This is a genomic window from Streptomyces deserti (genome assembly GCF_054782695.1).
The window spans coordinates 13,414-29,225 of the sequence record NZ_BAAGRZ010000014.1 but is presented as its reverse complement, the minus strand read 5'-3'; the positions used below and the strand labels follow the sequence as shown (position 1 = coordinate 29,225).

Here is a 15,812-nt window from a genome sequence, read left to right as displayed (position 1 = left end):
CGACCATGGCCCGGGGGAGCGGTGGGGGCTGGGTGGTGCTGAGCCGAATGGGGGAGGGGAGCCCCGGCGCCGGGTGCCCACAGACCCGGCTCGGCTACCGGGCGATCGCCGTGACCCGCTCGCTCTCCACCCGCTTGTCCAGCGCCTCATCCCCCAACCGCTCCAGATGCCGGCACAGCACCACGGAACCGCCCGTGGCCAACGGCCCGTACAACCCCGCGTTCAGCCCCTCCCACGTGTCGTACGGCAACCCCGACAGAATTCGCGACCCCGGCCCCGTCAGCCCCAGCCCGGTCGCCTCCGCCCGGGCCCGCTCGACGACCTCGGCCCCGCTGAACTCCCGCCCGGCCACGATCAACGCCGGCTCCTCCGGATCGACCGGCGCGTACGGCACGAACCGGTCGCCCTGCCCCGGCACTTCCACGGCGTAGTCGGTGAACCCCTCCGGGGCCTGCGGAAAGCGCCCTCCGAGCGGCCGCAGCGCGAGCGCGACCCGCGGACCGGAACAGGCCCGCGCCGCCTCCAGCGAGTCCGGCCCGCTCACCACGGCATCGGCCGCCGCCGGATTCCCCGCGACATCCGCGATCACCCCCACCGACGCACATGCCAGCAGCCACACCGCCGTCTGCCAGTGCGCGGGCAGCAGCAGCGCGACCCGGTCCCCGGGCTCGACGGACAGCTCGTCCTGCAGCAGATTCGCGGTCTTGGCCACCCAATTGGCGAAGGTGGCCACGGACAGTTCGACGCGCTCGCCCGTGGCGTCGTCGTAGAAGGTCACCAGGGGGCGTCCCGGGTCCGCGGCGAGCGCGGAACTCAGCAGGTCGGCAGGGGTGCGATCGGTGGCGTTCACCCGTGCAAGCCTACGCGGCGCGGCCGTCCCGCACCGCGCGACCGGGTCACCGGATCGCCACGCGGACGCCACCGGTTCGGACCAACACCCCCCGACGCCCCGTCAACTCCCCGATGGACAGATATAAGTAGATATGTCCAAGATCAGGGGCATGCGTGGATTCCTTGCTTCCTCAATCGGTGTCACCTGCGCGGCCACCCTCGTTCTTCCGCTGGCCCCGCCCGCAGTCGCGTCGACCGCGAGCCCGGCGCCGACCGCGGAAGCGGCCACGACCGCCGCGCCGGCGGCCGGACGGACGACCGTCGCCCGCCCCGCGGGGCCCGCTGCCGAGCCGTACGTCCCCGGCAGCACCCAGTCCCTGCCCCTCGAACCCCTCACCCAGGACCGCACCCTCGGCGCCGCCGACCAGGGCCTGCACCGCCGGGACGTACGGCACTTCTCCCTCGTCGGCGTCGTCTGGGACGACCCCGACACCGAACTGCACGGCCGCGTCCAGGTCCGCACCCGCTCGGTCGCCACCGGCACCTGGGCCGGCTGGCAGGACGTCGAGACGCACAACGCCGACCACGCCGCCGACCCGGACACCCCCGAGCGCACCTCGGGCCGGGTACGCGGCGCCACGGCACCGCTGTGGGTGGGCGACTCGGACGGTGTCGAGGTCCGCGTCCGGGCGGAGCCCGGGCACGACGACCACGCCGGTACGCGGGCCGTGACGCCCGCCTCCCGGCTGCTTCCCGCCGGCCTGCGCCTGGAACTCGTCGACCCCGGCGAGGCCGCCCCACCGCCCGGCGCGGCCGTGGGCGGCCTCCGCGCCGGCGGGCTGAACGCCGAGGCGACCGCCGCCTCGGCCGCCAACGCCGACCTCGCCCCCCTCGGCGCCACCGAGATCCCGGCGCTGAGCCGCGCCGCCACCGAGCGGGAAACACTCGCCCTGCGCGGCGCCGGCCTGACGGGACAGCAGCAGGCGAAGCCGTACATCGGCCCGCGCCCCGGCATCGTCACGCGCCGCGGCTGGGGCGCGAACGAGAAGCTGCGCGAGAAGAAGTTCGTCTACACGAAGAAGGTGAAGGCGGCCTTCGTGCACCACACGGCCTCCGGCAACAACTACCGCTGCTCGCAGGCGCCTTCACTCATTCGCGGTATCTACCGCTACCACGTCAAGAGCATGGGCTGGCGCGACATCGGCTACAACTTCGTCATCGACAAGTGCGGAAGGATCTACGAGGGCCGCGCCGGGGGCGTGGCGAAGCCGGTCCTGGGCGCGCACACCCTCGGCTTCAACTCCAACAGCATGGGCATCGCCGTCATCGGCTCGTACGGCTCCACCAAGCCCTCGTCCTCCGCCGTGAAGGCCATCGCCCGGCTCACCGCGTGGAAGCTCGGTCTGTACGGGATGAATCCCAAAGGGAAGACATACCTGAAGTCCGGCGGTGGCAATCTCTACCGAAAGGGCAAGAACGTACGACTGAACGTGATCTCCGGTCACCGGGACGGTTTCGCCACGGAGTGCCCTGGGGGGAAGCTCTACGGCAAGCTCGGCTCGGCCCGAAAGACGGCGGCCCGCTACCAGGGCCGCTGAGCCGGGCCGCTGAGCCGGGCGGCTGAGACGGCGGCTGACCTGCCGGAGACCGCGTTCACCGCCATCGGGGGGCAGGGGGCGGGACACCGCACGGCCATCGAAGGCGCCACGGAACGGTCTGCATACACTGGCCGGCCGAAAGACAGTTCGGCCGGTCCCGGCAGGAAGCAGAGACGACAGGTGACAGAAGCGATCCTCCTGGTCGGCGGCAAGGGCACGCGGCTGCGCCCGCTCACGGTGCACACGCCGAAGCCGATGGTCCCGGCGGCCGGGGTCCCCTTCCTCACACACCAGTTGGCCAGAGCGAGAGCGGCGGGCGTCGAGCACATCGTGCTGGCGACCTCGTACCTGGCCGAGGTCTTCGAACCGTACTTCGGCGACGGCTCGTCGCTCGGGCTCCACATCGAGTACGTGACGGAGGAGGAGCCCCTCGGCACGGGCGGCGCGATCCGCAACGTGGCGTCGCGTCTGCACTCGGGCCCCGACGACCCGGTGCTGATCTTCAACGGCGACATCCTCACCGGCCTGGACATCAGGGCCCTGGTCCGCACCCACGAGACGACGGGCGCGGACGTGTCCCTGCACCTGACGAAGGTGACGGACCCCCGGGCCTACGGTCTGGTCCCCACGGACGACACGGGCCGGGTCCTGGCGTTCCTGGAGAAGCCGCAGACCCCGGAGGAGATCGTCACCGACCAGATCAACGCGGGGGCGTACGTCTTCCGGCGGTCGGTCATCGACACGATTCCGCTGGGCCGCCCGGTGTCGGTGGAGCGGGAGACCTTCCCGGACCTGCTGACCGCCGGGGCCCATCTGCAGGGCATGGTCGACTCGACGTACTGGCTGGACCTCGGCACCCCGGCCGCGTTCGTACGGGGCTCCGCGGACCTGGTGCTGGGGCGTGCCCCGTCCCCGGCGGTCCCCGGCCGCTGCGGCGACCGTCTGGTCCTGCCGACGGCGAGAGTCGCCCCCGACGCGAAGCTGGCGGGCGGCACGGTGGTCGGCGAGGGCGCGTTCGTGGCGGAGGGCGCACGCGTCTTCGGCAGCACGATCCTGCCGGGCGCGGTGATCGAGCCCGGCGCGGTGATCACCGACTCCCTCATAGGCACCCGCGCCCGCGTCGGCGAACGCTCCGTCCTCACCGGCACGGTGATAGGCGACGGCGCGGTGGTCGGCGCGGACAACGAGCTGCGGGAGGGCGTGCGGGTGTGGTGTGACGCGCGGATTCCGGCGGGGGCGGTGCGCTTCTCCTCGGACCAGTAGGGGAATCGGGGCGCGGGCGACGGCCCACCGCCCGTCGCGGGCGTCCGTGACGATCCGTCACGGACGCCCGCCCACCCTCCTCCCGCCGAACCGCCGACGTGCCGCCACACCCAGCAGCCCGGCACCCGCGAGACCGAGCAGCACCGACGACCACTCCGGCAGACGCGCGGCAGGCGGCAACCCGCGACGCCGAAGCTCGTGCCCCGGCCGGCCTGCGTGAGGGCGGAGCCGTCCTGCGCAGGACACCGCTCCCCGGCGGCGCCGACCGCCCTCCGGCGCCACGTCGGCCAGCCGCCGGCCGGCCCGGCCGGGGGAGACGGGCGCTGACGTCACAGCTGCCCGATATCCACCCGAGGCATCTTCGGGTGCCGCCGCGGCGGCACCCGCCCGCTCAGCAGAATGAACCGAGCCGCCCGATGCCGCTGCCCGGCATACGGCTCCAACAGCTCCAGCATCACGGAGTCGTCCGCGTCCCGGTCCCCGGCCAGAGCCCACCCCACGATCCGCGGCAGATGCAGATCCCCGACGGTCACCGCGTCCGCCGCCCCATGACTGCGCTGCACCGTCTCCGCCGACGTCCACGGCCCGATCCCCGGCACGACCTCCAATCGGGCCTGCGCGTCCGCCGGAGGCATCCCCACCGCCTGCTCCAGCCGCGCAGCGACCCGTACGGCCCGCAGGATCGTGGACGCCCGCTTGTTGTCGACTCCGGCCCGGTGCCACTCCCAGGAGGGGATCAGCGCCCAGGTCCGCGGCTCCGGCATCACGTACATCCGCCCGGGCGCGGGCCCCGGCGCCGGCTCCCCGAACTTACGTACGAGCAGCCGCCACGCCCGGTACGCCTCATCCGTCGTGACCTTCTGCTCGAGAATCGACGGAATCAGCGACTCCAGCACCAGTCCGGTCCGTGTCAGCCGCAGTCCCGGCCGCCGGTGCCGGGCGAGTGCCACCAGCCGGTGCCGGGGCTCGAAGGCCGACGGATCGTCGGCGGCTCCGAGCAGCTCCGGCAACTGCTCCAGCAGCCACTCGGCCCCCGGCCCCCACGCCTCACCGCGCACCCGGTCGCCGTACGCCCGCACCCGCAGCGTCCCGGGCCCGCACGGCGTCCGGCTGGCTCGCCACACGGAGCCGTCCGGCGTCGCCCGGAACGTGGGATCCGCCGGCCCGCGCCGCAGCGGCCCGAGGACCAGCCCGAGGTCCAGCGGCCCGTCCGGCACCCAGGTCCGCACCCGCCCCGTGGCCGGCGCCTGGCGCGGTATGCCGGCGGGCACGGCGACATGGCCGCCGCGCACCGTCGTACGCGTGGGCCGGGGAGCGAACCGTCCTGCCACGAATGAAGTCCCGGAGTGAGGAGTAGGGCCCTATGAGAGTAGGCGCCGGCCGGCCTGTGTCACCGCACCTCGATGAACCTCCCCGCGTCCCGCTCCGGCCGCGGCCTCGGCTCCTCGGCCGGATGCCCGACCGCCACCGCCCCCATCGGGTCCCAGTCGGCCGGCAGCTCCAGCACCTCGCGCACCACGTCCCGGCAGAACATCGTCGAGGACACCCAGGCCGAGCCCAGCCGTTCCCCGGCCAGCGCGACCAGGAAGTTCTGCACCCCGGCGCCCGCGGCGACCACGAACATCTCCCGCTCGGCCCCGTCGCGGCGCGCGTCCCCGTAGGTGTGCGAGCCGTCCATGACCAGGCAGGGCACCACCAGGTACGGCGCGTTGCGCAGCACGTCCCCACGCCGTATCCGCTTGGCGATGGACTCCTCGGTCTTGCCGTCGCGGCGCAGGTCCGCGATCCAGGCGTCTCGCATGGCGTCCAGCAGGCGGGTGCGCGACTCCTCCGACTCCAGCAGGACGAAACGCCACGGCGTCGTGTGGTGCGGCGCCGGTGCCGTGACGGCGGCGGCGACCGCACGTCGTACGGCCCCCAGGTCGACCGGCTCGTCCGTGAAGGACCGGACCGTGCGGCGCTGGGTCACCGCCAGCCGTACCGCCTCCGACGTGCCGAGCCGGAACATGTCGTCGCGCGCGCCGCGCACCATGGCCCGCGCCCCCTCTCCGTCCTCCTCGGCCATCACGTGGGGGAGGCCGCGCACGACGGCGACGGGCCGCCCGGCGGCCTTGCCCTTGACCAGGTCGCCCGCGGCGGCGAGTTCGTCGGCCGTGGCGACGACGGTGGCGCTGAGCGGATTGCCGTACGCGTCCGTGCCCCCGCGCAGATCGTCGAGTACGCGGATGCCGGCCGCGCCGATCGCCACGTCCGTGAGCCCCGAGCGCCAGGGCCGGCCGAACGTGTCGGTGACGACGACCCCGACGTCGACGCCGAGGGCGTCACGCAGCCCGGCCCGGATCGCTCGCGCGGACGCGTCCGGGTCCTCGGGCAGCAACAGCACCGTCCCGGCAGGGGTGTTGGAGGCGTCGACCCCGGCCGCGGCCATGACGAGCCCCTGCCGGTTCTCGACGATCCGCAGGGCGCCCCGCCGGGCGACCACCCGTACGGTCTCCGCGTCGATCGCGGCCTCCCGGTCCGCCGCCTGGACGATCCGGCCCTCCGCCTTGGAGACGATCTTGGACGTGACGAGCAGCACGTCACCGTCCGCGAGCCCCGGTTCCGCGGCGGCGATCAGCTTGGCCAGGTCGTCGCCGGGCTGGACCTCGGGCAGGCCGGGCACGGCCCAGACCCGGTAGCCGTCGGTGAGCGGTCCGCTCACGCCCCCCGCACCTCCTCCGCCAGCGCCAGCGCCTCCCGGGCCATCTGCGCGGCCGCCTCCACGTCGGTCATCATCAGCGGTACGGCCCTGCAGCGGATGCCCGCCGCCTCGACCCGCTCCACCGAGGCCGCGTCGACCGTGTCGACGAGCCAGCCGTCCAGCAGGCCCGAGCCGTAGTGCTCGGCCACCGCCGCGGCCGTGGACTCCACGCCGACCGCCGCGAGCACCTTGTCGGCCATGCCCCGCACGGGCGCGTCCCCGACGATGGGGGACAGGCCCACGACGGGCACCCCGGCGTCGGCGATCGCCTCCCGGATGCCGGGCACGGCGAGGATCGTGCCGACCGAGACGACCGGGTTGGACGGCGGGAAGAGGATCACGTCCGCCTCGGCGATCGCCTCCAGCACGCCCGGCGCCGGCTTGGCCTGCTCGGCGCCGACCGGGACGATCGCCTCGGCGGGGACCGAGGCCCGCAGCCGCACCCAGTACTCCTGGAAGTGGATCGCCCTGCGCTCGCCGTCGATCTCGACGGCCACGTGGGTCTCCACGCGGTCGTCGGTCATCGGGATCAGCCGCACGCCCGGCTTCCAGCGGTCGCACAGCGCCTCCGTCACCGCGCTCAGCGGGTATCCGGCGCCGATCATCTGCGTACGGACGATGTGCGTGGCGAAGTCGCGGTCGCCCAGCCCGAACCACTCCGGCCCGACGCCGTACGCCGCGAGCTCCTCCTTGAGATGGAAGGTCTCGTCGGCCCGCCCCCAGCCCTGCTCCTCGTTGATGCCGCCGCCGAGCGTGTACATCACCGTGTCGAGGTCCGGGCAGACCTTCAGCCCGAAGAGGTGGATGTCGTCCCCGGTGTTGCCGATGACCGTGATGTCCGCGTCCGGCACGGCCCGCTTCAGACCGCGCAGGAAACGGGCACCGCCGATGCCGCCTGCCAGAACCACAATGCGCATGGGAGCAGTCTTGCAGGCGGGTACGACAACGCGTCGGCCAGTCGCGGGATGCGGGGCGTCAGGCGGTCACGGTGTGGCGTTCGCGCGTCAGGCGGTCACGGTGCGGGATTCCGGGCGCGCCTCGCAGTGCGGGGTGATGGGGGTCCCCCCGGTCGAACGAAGTTGAGACTGGGGGAGCATTTGCATCTCGGTCAGGCCCGGGTAGTAGATGTGCAGGCTGACCGCCGGCTCCAGCGCGTCGTTCACGACCTCGTGGACGTAGCCGGGTGCGAACACCCTCCCCCACTCTCGGCTCCGCTCGAGCGGGGAGAGCCCCACCGCGCCCGCCCGCAACGCGCGCGTGCCGCGCTCTGTGCGCTCGGTCAGCGTGCCGTCCAGCACGGTCAGCACCCCGGAGGAGCGGCCGTGGTCGTGCAGCCCGCTGCCCTGCCCGGGCACCCAGGACAGCAGCCACACCTCGTAGCCGGGGCCGGTGCGCAGCCGGTGGTACCAGCGGGTGGTCGCGTCGTACTGGACGAGGTGCTCCCACTGGGAGCGGTCGGCGGCGATGGAGCGGGCCAGTCCGACGAACTCGGCGACGGTGGCCGGGTGCTCGCGCGGGGCCTGGAGCAGGTGCGGGACTTCGAGGATGTCGCCGGCGATCTGAAGGTCGCTGTCGCTGTTCATGGGGTGCGGTGGTTCCTTGGCCAGGAGAGGAAAGTAGGTGGGGGGTGTCGCGCCGCCTGTGCCCGGGTCGCGGGCGACGACGAGGGATGCCCTGGTGTGAGCGAAGGAATCGGACGCCGAGTCGTGGGTGACTCAGCGGCAGCCGGAGCGCGTTGGGCTCAACAGCTGGAACAGCAACAGCTACAGCGAGCGCGGGCAGCACCGAGGGACCCGGCGGAGCGGGTCGGGGTGAGTGCCGAATTCGCGAGCATGCCCACAAGGACACCGGTTCACACCTCCACTGTCAACTCGGCGCCCGATATGTGGGATGTGCTTCACCTCATCCGGTTCACCTGGAAGGTGAAAGGTTTACTCATGGCCCTCCCGGGACACATGGCGTCCAACCGGGCGGCCGAGCCTCGTTGCGATCTCGTGATCCGACTGTGATCCGGTTCGCTTCGACGCGCGCGCCGGAACGAGATCGAACGCCTGGGCGTCCTTTTCCGTACAGGCTCTGTGCGGACAGGTGACCCGCGTGAGCCTCGTCCGTGTGTCAAGGTTTATGCCGATTTGAACACTTTCCGCATGGCCTTGGTTCCGCAGAGTGAATAAGGGGCTCAATAGCAGATCTCGGCTTGACTCGCCCGGAGCAGCACACTTGTAATTTCACTCGTGTCGTTCAGCCGAAATCGGTAACGGCTACATCACGGGGACGCGGAAAGAACAGACGAGGGGCGCACATGACCGAGCTGGTGCAGCAACTGCTGGTCGACGACGCGGACGAGGAACTCGGCTGGCAGGAGCGCGCGCTGTGCGCCCAGACCGACCCCGAGTCCTTCTTCCCCGAGAAGGGTGGCTCCACCCGGGAGGCCAAGAAGGTCTGCCTCGCCTGCGAGGTGCGCTCCGAGTGCCTCGAGTACGCCCTCGCCAACGACGAGCGCTTCGGCATCTGGGGCGGCCTGTCCGAGCGGGAGCGTCGCAGGCTGAAGAAGGCCGCGGTCTGACCGACCGGCCGCACCGGTACGTCACCGGCAGCGGTAAGGCTCCTGAAGCCTCTTGCACACGGCGGCACGGACGCTTCCGTACCGACGTCATACGGACTCTTCCGTACATACGTCTCGAACGGCCCGTCGCAGGTGGGTTATCCACAGGCGGCGGGCCGCCGTGTTGCCCAGCCGATAGTGTGGTCGCTCGTCCGAGACGCCACGCTGCCCCCACCGGGCACAGGCGTCCACCGCAGTCCACCGAACCGGGGCCCGTACCTCGATGTCCGTGCACAGCCACACGGCAGCCCATCACGACACGGCTGCCACCCCTGAGTTTCCGCGTCATGTGGTGACCGCGGTCCTCGTCTCCCACGACGGCGCCCGCTGGCTGCCCGACGCGCTCGCCGGGCTGCTCGGCCAGGAGCGCCCCGTTCAGTACGCCATGGCGGCCGACACCGGCAGCGCGGACGCCTCCGCCCGGCTGGTCACCGAGGCGCTCGGCGACGACCGCGTGCTGCACCTCGCCCGGCGCACCGGTTTCGGCCAGGCCGTCGAGGAGTGCCACCGCATCGCGCCCCACCTCACCCCGGACGACCTGCCGTACCTGAAGCGGCCCAGCGGCTGGGACCCCGTCACGCGCACGTGGCGCGACGACACCTACGACCTGCCCGACCTCCCGCACGGGGAGCCGGTGCAGTGGCTGTGGCTGCTGCACGACGACTGCGCCCCCGAACCCGACGCCCTCGCCCAGCTGCTGCGGGTCGTGGACAACGAGTACGAGCTCGGCCGCGAGGACGTGGCCGTCGTCGGCCCCAAGCTGCGCGGCTGGTACGACCGCCGGCAGCTGCTGGAGGTCGGCGTCACCATCGCCAACTCCGGCCGCCGCTGGACCGGTCTGGACCGCCGCGAACAGGACCAGGGCCAGCACGACCACGTCCGTCCCGTCCTGTCGGTGTCCACCGCCGGCATGCTCATCCGGCGCGACGTCTTCGAACAGCTCGGCGGATTCGACCGGCACCTGCCCCTGATGCGCGACGACGTCGACCTGTGCTGGCGCGCGCACGCCGCCGGATTCCGGGTCCTCGTCGCCCCGGAGGCGGTCGTCCGACACGCCGAGGCGGCCTCCCGCGAGCGCCGCACCGTCGACTGCGTGGGCCGTACGTCCGCCTCCCCGCACAAGGTCGACAAGGCCGGCGCCGTCTACACCCTCCTCGTCAACGCCCGTACGGCCGTGCTGCCCTGGGTGCTGCTGCGCCTCGTTGTGGGCACGCTGCTGCGGACCCTCGCCTACCTCGTCGGCAAGGTCCCCGGGCAGGCCGTCGACGAGATCCGCGGTCTCATGGGCACGCTGCTGCGGCCCGAGCGGATCATCGCCGGGCGGCGCAGAAGAGGCGCCCCTCAGATCGACAAGGGCGAGCTGCGGGCGCTGTTCCCGCCGCCCGGCGCGACCGTCCGCGTCACCGTCGAACAGGTCGCGGGCAACCTCGTCGGCCGCTCCGACCCCGAGGTCACCTTCGGCGCGGGACGGCACGGCGGCGCCGTCGAGTCGGGCCCCGGCGGCGACGATGCCGACTTCCTGGAGATCGAGCAGTTCGCCCGGCTCAAGCGCATCGCCCGCAAGCCCGGCCCGGTGCTCTTCCTGGTGCTGCTGTTCGTCTCCCTGGTCGCCTGCCGCGCCCTCCTCGGCGGCGGAGCCCTCGCGGGCGGCGCCCTGCTGCCCGCCCCGGCGGGCTCGGGAGAGCTGTGGTCGCGCTATGCGGACGCCTGGCATCCGGTGGGCGCCGGCGGCACCTCGGCCGCGCCCCCGTACCTCGCGATCGTGGCGCTGCTCGCCTCCCTGCTGTTCGGCTCGACCGGGCTCGCGGTCACGGTCCTGCTCGTCTGCTCCGTGCCGCTGGCCGGCCTCGCCGCCTACTTCGCCTCCCGGCCCCTCGTCCCGTCCCGGCTGCTGCGCGCCTGGGCGGCCGTCGTCTACGCCTTCCTGCCCGCCGCCACCGGCGCGCTCGCCGGCGGCCGCATCGGCACCGCCGTCCTCGCCGTCCTGCTGCCGCTCGTCGCCCGCGCGGGCATCGCCGCGAGCGGCCTCGCGAACCCCTCGGGCGCGCGCGGCAGTTGGCGCGCCACCTGGGCGTACGCGCTGCTGCTGACGATCACCACGGCGTTCACGCCGATCGTGTGGCCCATCGCCCTGCTCCTCGGCGCCGGAGTGCTGGTCCTGCGCAGGGGCGACATCACGGCGTACGGACCGCGTTTCCTGGCACAGGTCGGAACGCCGCTGCTGGTCCTCGCGCCCTGGTCGCTGTCGCTGCTCCCGTTCGGCTTCTTCCAGCAGGCGGGACTGGAGTACGGCTCCTCCGCCGCGTCCGCCCTCGACCTGCTCGGCGCGAGCCCCGGCGGGCCCGGCACCGTCAGCGGGCTGATGCTCATCGGCGTCGTGCTGGCCGCGCTCGCCGCCCTGCTGCGCTCCGAGCGCCAGCTGGGAATCTGGACGGCCTGGGCTGTCGCGCTGGTGGGGTTCGTCTTCGCCGTCCTGTCCAACGGCTCCACGTGGGCCGGGCCCGCCACCCTCGTCTACGGCATCGCCCTCCTGGCGGCCGCCGTGCTCGGCGCCGACGGGGCACGCGCGCGTGTGGCCGAGCAGAGCTTCGGCTGGCGCCAGCCGGTCGCCGTGCTGATCGCCTTCGCCTCGGCCGCGGGTCCGCTGCTCGTCGCCGCCGGCTGGATGATCCGCGGCGCCGACGGTCCGCTGGAGCGGCGCGACCCCACACAGGTGCCCGCGTTCGTCGCCGAGGAGAGCGGCACGCGCGACCAGGCCCGCACCCTCGTCCTCGACAGCGACTCCGCCGCCCACGTCGGCTACATGCTCGTCCGCGGCTCCGGCGCGCGCATGGGCGACGGCGAACTCGCCGCGGCGGACGGTGAGAACGCCAAGCTCGACAAGGTCGTCGCCAACCTCGTCGCCGGCTCCGGCGCCGACCAGGCCGACCAGCTCGGCGGCTTCGCCGTGCGCTACGTCCTCGTCCACAAGGGCGCGCCCCGCGAGGTCACCCGCGTGCTGGACGCCACGCCGGGCCTGACCCGGCTCAGCCAGCAGGCGGGCGGGGCACTGTGGCGGGTCGACCAGGAGGTGGCGCGGGCGACGATCGTGTCCGGTTCCGGTTCCGGCTCTGCGGCTGGATCCGGCGCCGGCGCCGGATCTGAGTCGGGCTCCGACTCGGGTTCGGGCACGGGCTCGGGTGAGCCGCAGCCCGTCGCCGCCGGGCCCGTCGAGATCCACACCACGATCCCGTCCGGCTCCGAAGGCCGGATCCTGCGCCTCGCCGACTCCGCGGACGAGGGCTGGACCGCCACCCTGGACGGCAAGCCGCTCACCCGCACGACCGTCGACGGCTGGGCCCAGGGCTTCGAACTCCCCGCAAGCGGCGGCAAGCTGGACGTCACCTACGACGACCCGCTCGGCCACACCGTCTGGCTGTGGGCGCAGGGCCTCCTCGCCGTCGTCCTCGTCGTGCTCGCCCTGCCCGGCCGGCGCCGCGACGTCGACGACGACCTGCCCGACGAGCCGGTGGTTCCCGCGCAGGCCGTCGCCGGCGAGGGCCGCCGGGCGCGGCGTCTGCGCGCCCAGGCCGAGGCCGAGGCCGGAGAGGCGGGCCGGGGCGAGGAGTTCCCCCAGCCGCCCGCGGCTGCGCCGGTGCCGCCCCAGGAGACCCCGGTGGCGGTTCCGCAGCAGCAGTCCCACGGCCAGTGGGACGGGGCCGGTTACCCGGGTGCCGAGTACGGCGGGTACGGCGGTGAGCAGTACCAGGGCGGCCAGCAGTACACGCAGGGCGGGTACGGGCAGCCGTACCAGGCGGACCCGTACCAGGGCGGCCAGTACGACCCGTACGCGTACGGCGGCTCGTCCCAGCCGGCCTCGTACGACCCGTCGTACGACCAGACGTACCAGCAGGGTTACGACCCGGCGTACGACCCCGCGCAACCGCACCACCCCCACGGCACGGGCAGCGAGCGTCCCGACGGGAGCCAGCAGTGAACCGCACCACCCTGTCCCTGATCGCCGGCGCGAGCGCGCTCGCCGCCGTCACCGGATTCGCGGCGCTGTCCTCGCCGGACGCCTCCGGCCCGGACACCGCCGCCAAGGCGGCCGCCCAACTGCCCGTGGAGCGCACGAGCCTGCTGTGTCCGGCGCCCAGCACGTCCGATCTGGCCGAGACGTCGTACACGTCGTTCACGCCCGTCACGAAGGGCGCGGACAGTGGCGGCAAGGCCGAACTGCGGGCGGCCGAACGGGAGTCGGGGGACACGGACACCGGCGGCGAGAAGGGCAAGGACGACCAGAAGGCGGCAGACAAGCCCGTCCTGGAACCCAAGGAGCCCGGCACGCCGGTGACCGGGGACACCTCCGGCGCCGACGCGCCCGCGCTCGTCGGGACCGCCGAGGGGAAGTTCGCGCCCGGCTGGACGGTGCAGGAGACGACGGAGGTCGCCGCGGGCACGGGGCGGGGGCTGCAGGGCGTCAACTGCACGCCGCCCGACACGGACTTCTGGTTCCCGGGCGCGAGCACCGCGGCCGACCGGACCGACTACGTGCACCTGACGAACCCCGACGACTCGGCCGCCGTGGTCGACCTCGAGCTGTACGGCAAGGACGGCGACCTCAAGTCGACGACGGGGGAGGGCATCACCGTCCAGCCGCACTCCAGCGAGCCGATCCTGCTGTCCACGCTCACCGACGAGCCGCAGACCAACCTCACCGTGCACGTCAGCGTGCGCAGCGGGCGGATCGGCGCGGCCGTGCAGGCCCTGGACGACAAGCTCGGCGGCGACTGGCTGGCCGCGTCCACGGATCCGGCGGGCAGCCTGGTCCTGCCGGGCATCCCCAAGGACGCGACCGCCGTCCGGCTGATCGCGTTCACGCCCGGAGACGCCGACGCGGACCTGAAGGTGCGACTGGCGTCTCCCTCCGGGCTGATCACACCGGCCGGACACGAGACGCTGCACGTCAAGGGGGGCATGACGACCGCCGTCGACCTCGGCGAGGTCACGCGCGGCGAGGCGGGGTCCCTGGTGCTGACGCCGACGGACCGGTCGGTGCCGGTCGTGGCGGCGGTCCGGGTCGTGCGGGGCAAGGGCGACAAGCAGGAGACGGCGTTCATCCCCGCCACACGGCCGGTCGGCACGCGCGCGACGTCCGCGGACAACAGCGCGAAGGGCAGCACCCTGTCCCTGACCGCTCCCGGGCGTACCGCCACCGTCAAGGTCACCGCGTCGGCGGGCAGCGAGGGCGGTACGGCGGTGTCCAAGACGTACACGATCAAGGCCGGCACGACCCAGGACGTCGAGCCGCCGCTCCCGAACGGCCTGAAGGGCACGTACGCCCTCACGGTCGAGCCGCTGTCGGGCGGCCCGGTCTACGCGGCTCGGACGCTGTCGGCGACGGAGGACGGGGTCCCCGGCTTCACGGTGCAGACCCTGCCGGACGACCGGGGGACGGTGGCGGTACCGGAGGCGGACGAGGACTTGTCGGTACTGCAGCGGTAGGGCGGGCGGGCCCGTGGCCCGTGGGTCTGTGGCCCGTCCCAGCCGCAGCAACGTGCACCTGCAAGCACCAGCGGCAAGACAACCCGCCCCCCAACCGCCCCTCAGTCCTCCCCGTACCGCGGATCCACCGTCTCCGGCGTCAACCCGAGCAACTCGGCAACCTGCTCCACGACGACCTCGTGCACCAGCGCCGCCCGCTCGTCCCTCCCCTTCGTGCGGATCTCGACCGGCCGCCGATACACCACCACCCGCGCCGGACGTCCCTCACGCGCGGGAATCGTGCCGCCGAGCGGAACCGCCTCGTCGCTCCATGCCTGGCCGGGCCCGTCCAGCCGCGGCACCTCAAGGACGAGGAAATCGATGTCGGCGAGCTGCGGCCAGCGTCGCTCCAGGCGCTCCACGGAGTCCTGCACCAGGTCCGCGAACGCCTCTGCGCGGCTCGCGGCGAGCGGCACCTGCGGCGGTGCGATCGGGCCGCGCATGCCCCGACCGTGGCGATCACGGCGGCGGGGCCCGCGGCCGGCGGCACGGGGCGTTACGGGGTTGTCCATCACTGGTGAAGGGTAGTCCCCGCCGCGCCCGCGTGCCCGGCACCGCACGGCAACCCGGACCGCATCCCGCCGACCCGTACGGCATGTCGCTACATGACCATTCCAGCCAAGGTTGGGCTCGTTTCCGTTCTCTCCGAGACCGGCGAGAACAAGTCAATTGATGGGATTTGTATCGAGTGGTGACCGGTTTCAGGATCGTTCGGCATCCCGGACGGGGCTGTCCGGGCAGGTCAGAGAGGCGGGTCAGGAGGGGTGTGTGGGGCGTTTCACAGCACGACACGGTGGAGTGACCTGGTGGAGAGTCGTCGCGGCCCGCTCAAGAGTGCGGTACCGTCCAACATCGTGAGCCCTGTACGTCGCTGTTCGCGCACCGCTTGCGGCCGTCCCGCCGTCGCGACGCTGACGTACGTCTACGCCGACTCGACCGCGGTCCTCGGCCCGCTCGCCACCTACGCCGAACCCCACTGCTACGACCTGTGCGCCGAGCACTCCGAGCGCCTCACCGCCCCGCGCGGCTGGGAGGTCGTCCGGCTCCTCGACGGCTCGGCTCCGGCCCGGCCCAGCGGTGACGACCTGGAAGCGCTTGCCAACGCCGTACGCGAGGCTGCTCGCCCTCAGGGGCGCGCGGCCGGGGCCGGCGGCGCAGCGCGGGCGGCGGACCCGATGGAGGTCGCGCGGCGCGGGCATCTGCGGGTCCTGCGGTCGCCTGACAACTGAGCCCGGCCCCCCTGAGCACGGCC

12 protein-coding genes are annotated in these 15,812 nt (G+C 73.3%); 6 read left to right on the top strand and 6 right to left on the bottom strand.

Annotated elements, in window-relative coordinates; translation table 11 throughout:
* Nucleotides 1–94 precede the first annotated feature (94 nt).
* Nucleotides 95–850, bottom strand: coding sequence for a TIGR03089 family protein (locus ACYVMZ_RS22615; RefSeq protein ID WP_461082456.1), 756 nt, complete (start codon nucleotides 848–850; stop codon nucleotides 95–97).
* A 151-nt stretch (nucleotides 851–1,001) separates the two neighbouring features.
* Between ACYVMZ_RS22615 and ACYVMZ_RS22610 the strand changes: the two genes are divergently transcribed.
* On the top strand, nucleotides 1,002–2,429 hold the full coding sequence (locus tag ACYVMZ_RS22610) for a peptidoglycan recognition protein family protein (protein ID WP_461082454.1): 1,428 nt from the start codon (nucleotides 1,002–1,004) through the stop codon (nucleotides 2,427–2,429).
* A 180-nt stretch (nucleotides 2,430–2,609) separates the two neighbouring features.
* Nucleotides 2,610–3,692: a mannose-1-phosphate guanylyltransferase gene (gene manB / locus ACYVMZ_RS22605; RefSeq protein WP_461082452.1), complete on the top strand. Its 1,083-nt coding sequence runs from the start codon at nucleotides 2,610–2,612 to the stop codon at nucleotides 3,690–3,692.
* Between the two features lie 329 nt (nucleotides 3,693–4,021).
* On the opposite strand, the gene ACYVMZ_RS22600 is transcribed toward manB, so the two are convergent.
* From ACYVMZ_RS22600 to ACYVMZ_RS22585, 4 genes are all read right to left on the bottom strand, one after another.
* Entirely contained in the window at nucleotides 4,022–5,023 is a 1,002-nt protein-coding gene (locus tag ACYVMZ_RS22600) for a DNA-3-methyladenine glycosylase family protein (protein WP_461082450.1), read from the bottom strand.
* 59 nt (nucleotides 5,024–5,082) lie between these two features.
* The gene (locus ACYVMZ_RS22595) at nucleotides 5,083–6,393 is read right to left on the bottom strand and encodes a coenzyme F420-0:L-glutamate ligase (protein WP_461082448.1); all 1,311 of its coding nucleotides are present in this window, start codon (nucleotides 6,391–6,393) and stop codon (nucleotides 5,083–5,085) included.
* A complete protein-coding gene (gene cofD, locus ACYVMZ_RS22590) occupies nucleotides 6,390–7,349 on the bottom strand; it encodes a 2-phospho-L-lactate transferase (RefSeq protein ID WP_461082446.1) in 960 nt (319 codons plus the stop codon). Before cofD ends, ACYVMZ_RS22595 begins: the two co-directional genes overlap by 4 nt.
* Nucleotides 7,350–7,436: 87 nt before the next feature.
* The gene (locus ACYVMZ_RS22585) at nucleotides 7,437–8,015 is read right to left on the bottom strand and encodes a cysteine dioxygenase (RefSeq protein WP_461082444.1); all 579 of its coding nucleotides are present in this window, start codon (nucleotides 8,013–8,015) and stop codon (nucleotides 7,437–7,439) included.
* A gap of 719 nt (nucleotides 8,016–8,734) precedes the next feature.
* Between ACYVMZ_RS22585 and ACYVMZ_RS22580 the strand changes: the two genes are divergently transcribed.
* From ACYVMZ_RS22580 to ACYVMZ_RS22570, 3 genes are all read left to right on the top strand, one after another.
* Complete coding sequence (locus ACYVMZ_RS22580) at nucleotides 8,735–8,998, top strand: WhiB family transcriptional regulator (RefSeq protein WP_003975777.1); 264 nt, start codon at nucleotides 8,735–8,737, stop codon at nucleotides 8,996–8,998.
* 262 nt (nucleotides 8,999–9,260) lie between these two features.
* Nucleotides 9,261–13,013 (top strand): glycosyltransferase family 2 protein, encoded by a 3,753-nt coding sequence (locus tag ACYVMZ_RS22575; protein WP_461082442.1) that lies wholly within the window; start codon nucleotides 9,261–9,263, stop codon nucleotides 13,011–13,013.
* The gene (locus ACYVMZ_RS22570) at nucleotides 13,010–14,521 is read left to right on the top strand and encodes a DUF5719 family protein (protein WP_461082440.1); all 1,512 of its coding nucleotides are present in this window, start codon (nucleotides 13,010–13,012) and stop codon (nucleotides 14,519–14,521) included. The genes ACYVMZ_RS22575 and ACYVMZ_RS22570 overlap by 4 nt, the downstream gene beginning before the upstream one ends.
* Nucleotides 14,522–14,622: 101 nt before the next feature.
* On the opposite strand, the gene ACYVMZ_RS22565 is transcribed toward ACYVMZ_RS22570, so the two are convergent.
* Nucleotides 14,623–15,072: a metallopeptidase family protein gene (locus tag ACYVMZ_RS22565; protein ID WP_461082438.1), complete on the bottom strand. Its 450-nt coding sequence runs from the start codon at nucleotides 15,070–15,072 to the stop codon at nucleotides 14,623–14,625.
* Nucleotides 15,073–15,366: 294 nt separating this feature from the next.
* On the opposite strand from ACYVMZ_RS22565, the gene ACYVMZ_RS22560 reads away from it, so the two are divergent.
* A complete protein-coding gene (locus tag ACYVMZ_RS22560; protein ID WP_461082436.1) occupies nucleotides 15,367–15,789 on the top strand; it encodes a DUF3499 domain-containing protein in 423 nt (140 codons plus the stop codon).
* Nucleotides 15,790–15,812: the final 23 nt, after the last annotated feature.

Bases quoted from the DNA above. Each gene is read 5' to 3' on its own strand.
- ACYVMZ_RS22575 (WP_461082442.1), top strand. From the start codon at position 9,261: ATGTCCGTGCACAGCCACACGGCAGCCCATCACGACACGGCTGCCACC.
- ACYVMZ_RS22610 (WP_461082454.1), top strand. From the start codon at position 1,002: ATGCGTGGATTCCTTGCTTCCTCAATCGGTGTCACCTGCGCGGCCACC.
- ACYVMZ_RS22580 (WP_003975777.1), top strand. From the start codon at position 8,735: ATGACCGAGCTGGTGCAGCAACTGCTGGTCGACGACGCGGACGAGGAA.
- ACYVMZ_RS22565 (WP_461082438.1), bottom strand. From the start codon at position 15,072: ATGGACAACCCCGTAACGCCCCGTGCCGCCGGCCGCGGGCCCCGCCGC.
- cofD (WP_461082446.1), bottom strand. From the start codon at position 7,349: ATGCGCATTGTGGTTCTGGCAGGCGGCATCGGCGGTGCCCGTTTCCTG.
- ACYVMZ_RS22585 (WP_461082444.1), bottom strand. From the start codon at position 8,015: ATGAACAGCGACAGCGACCTTCAGATCGCCGGCGACATCCTCGAAGTC.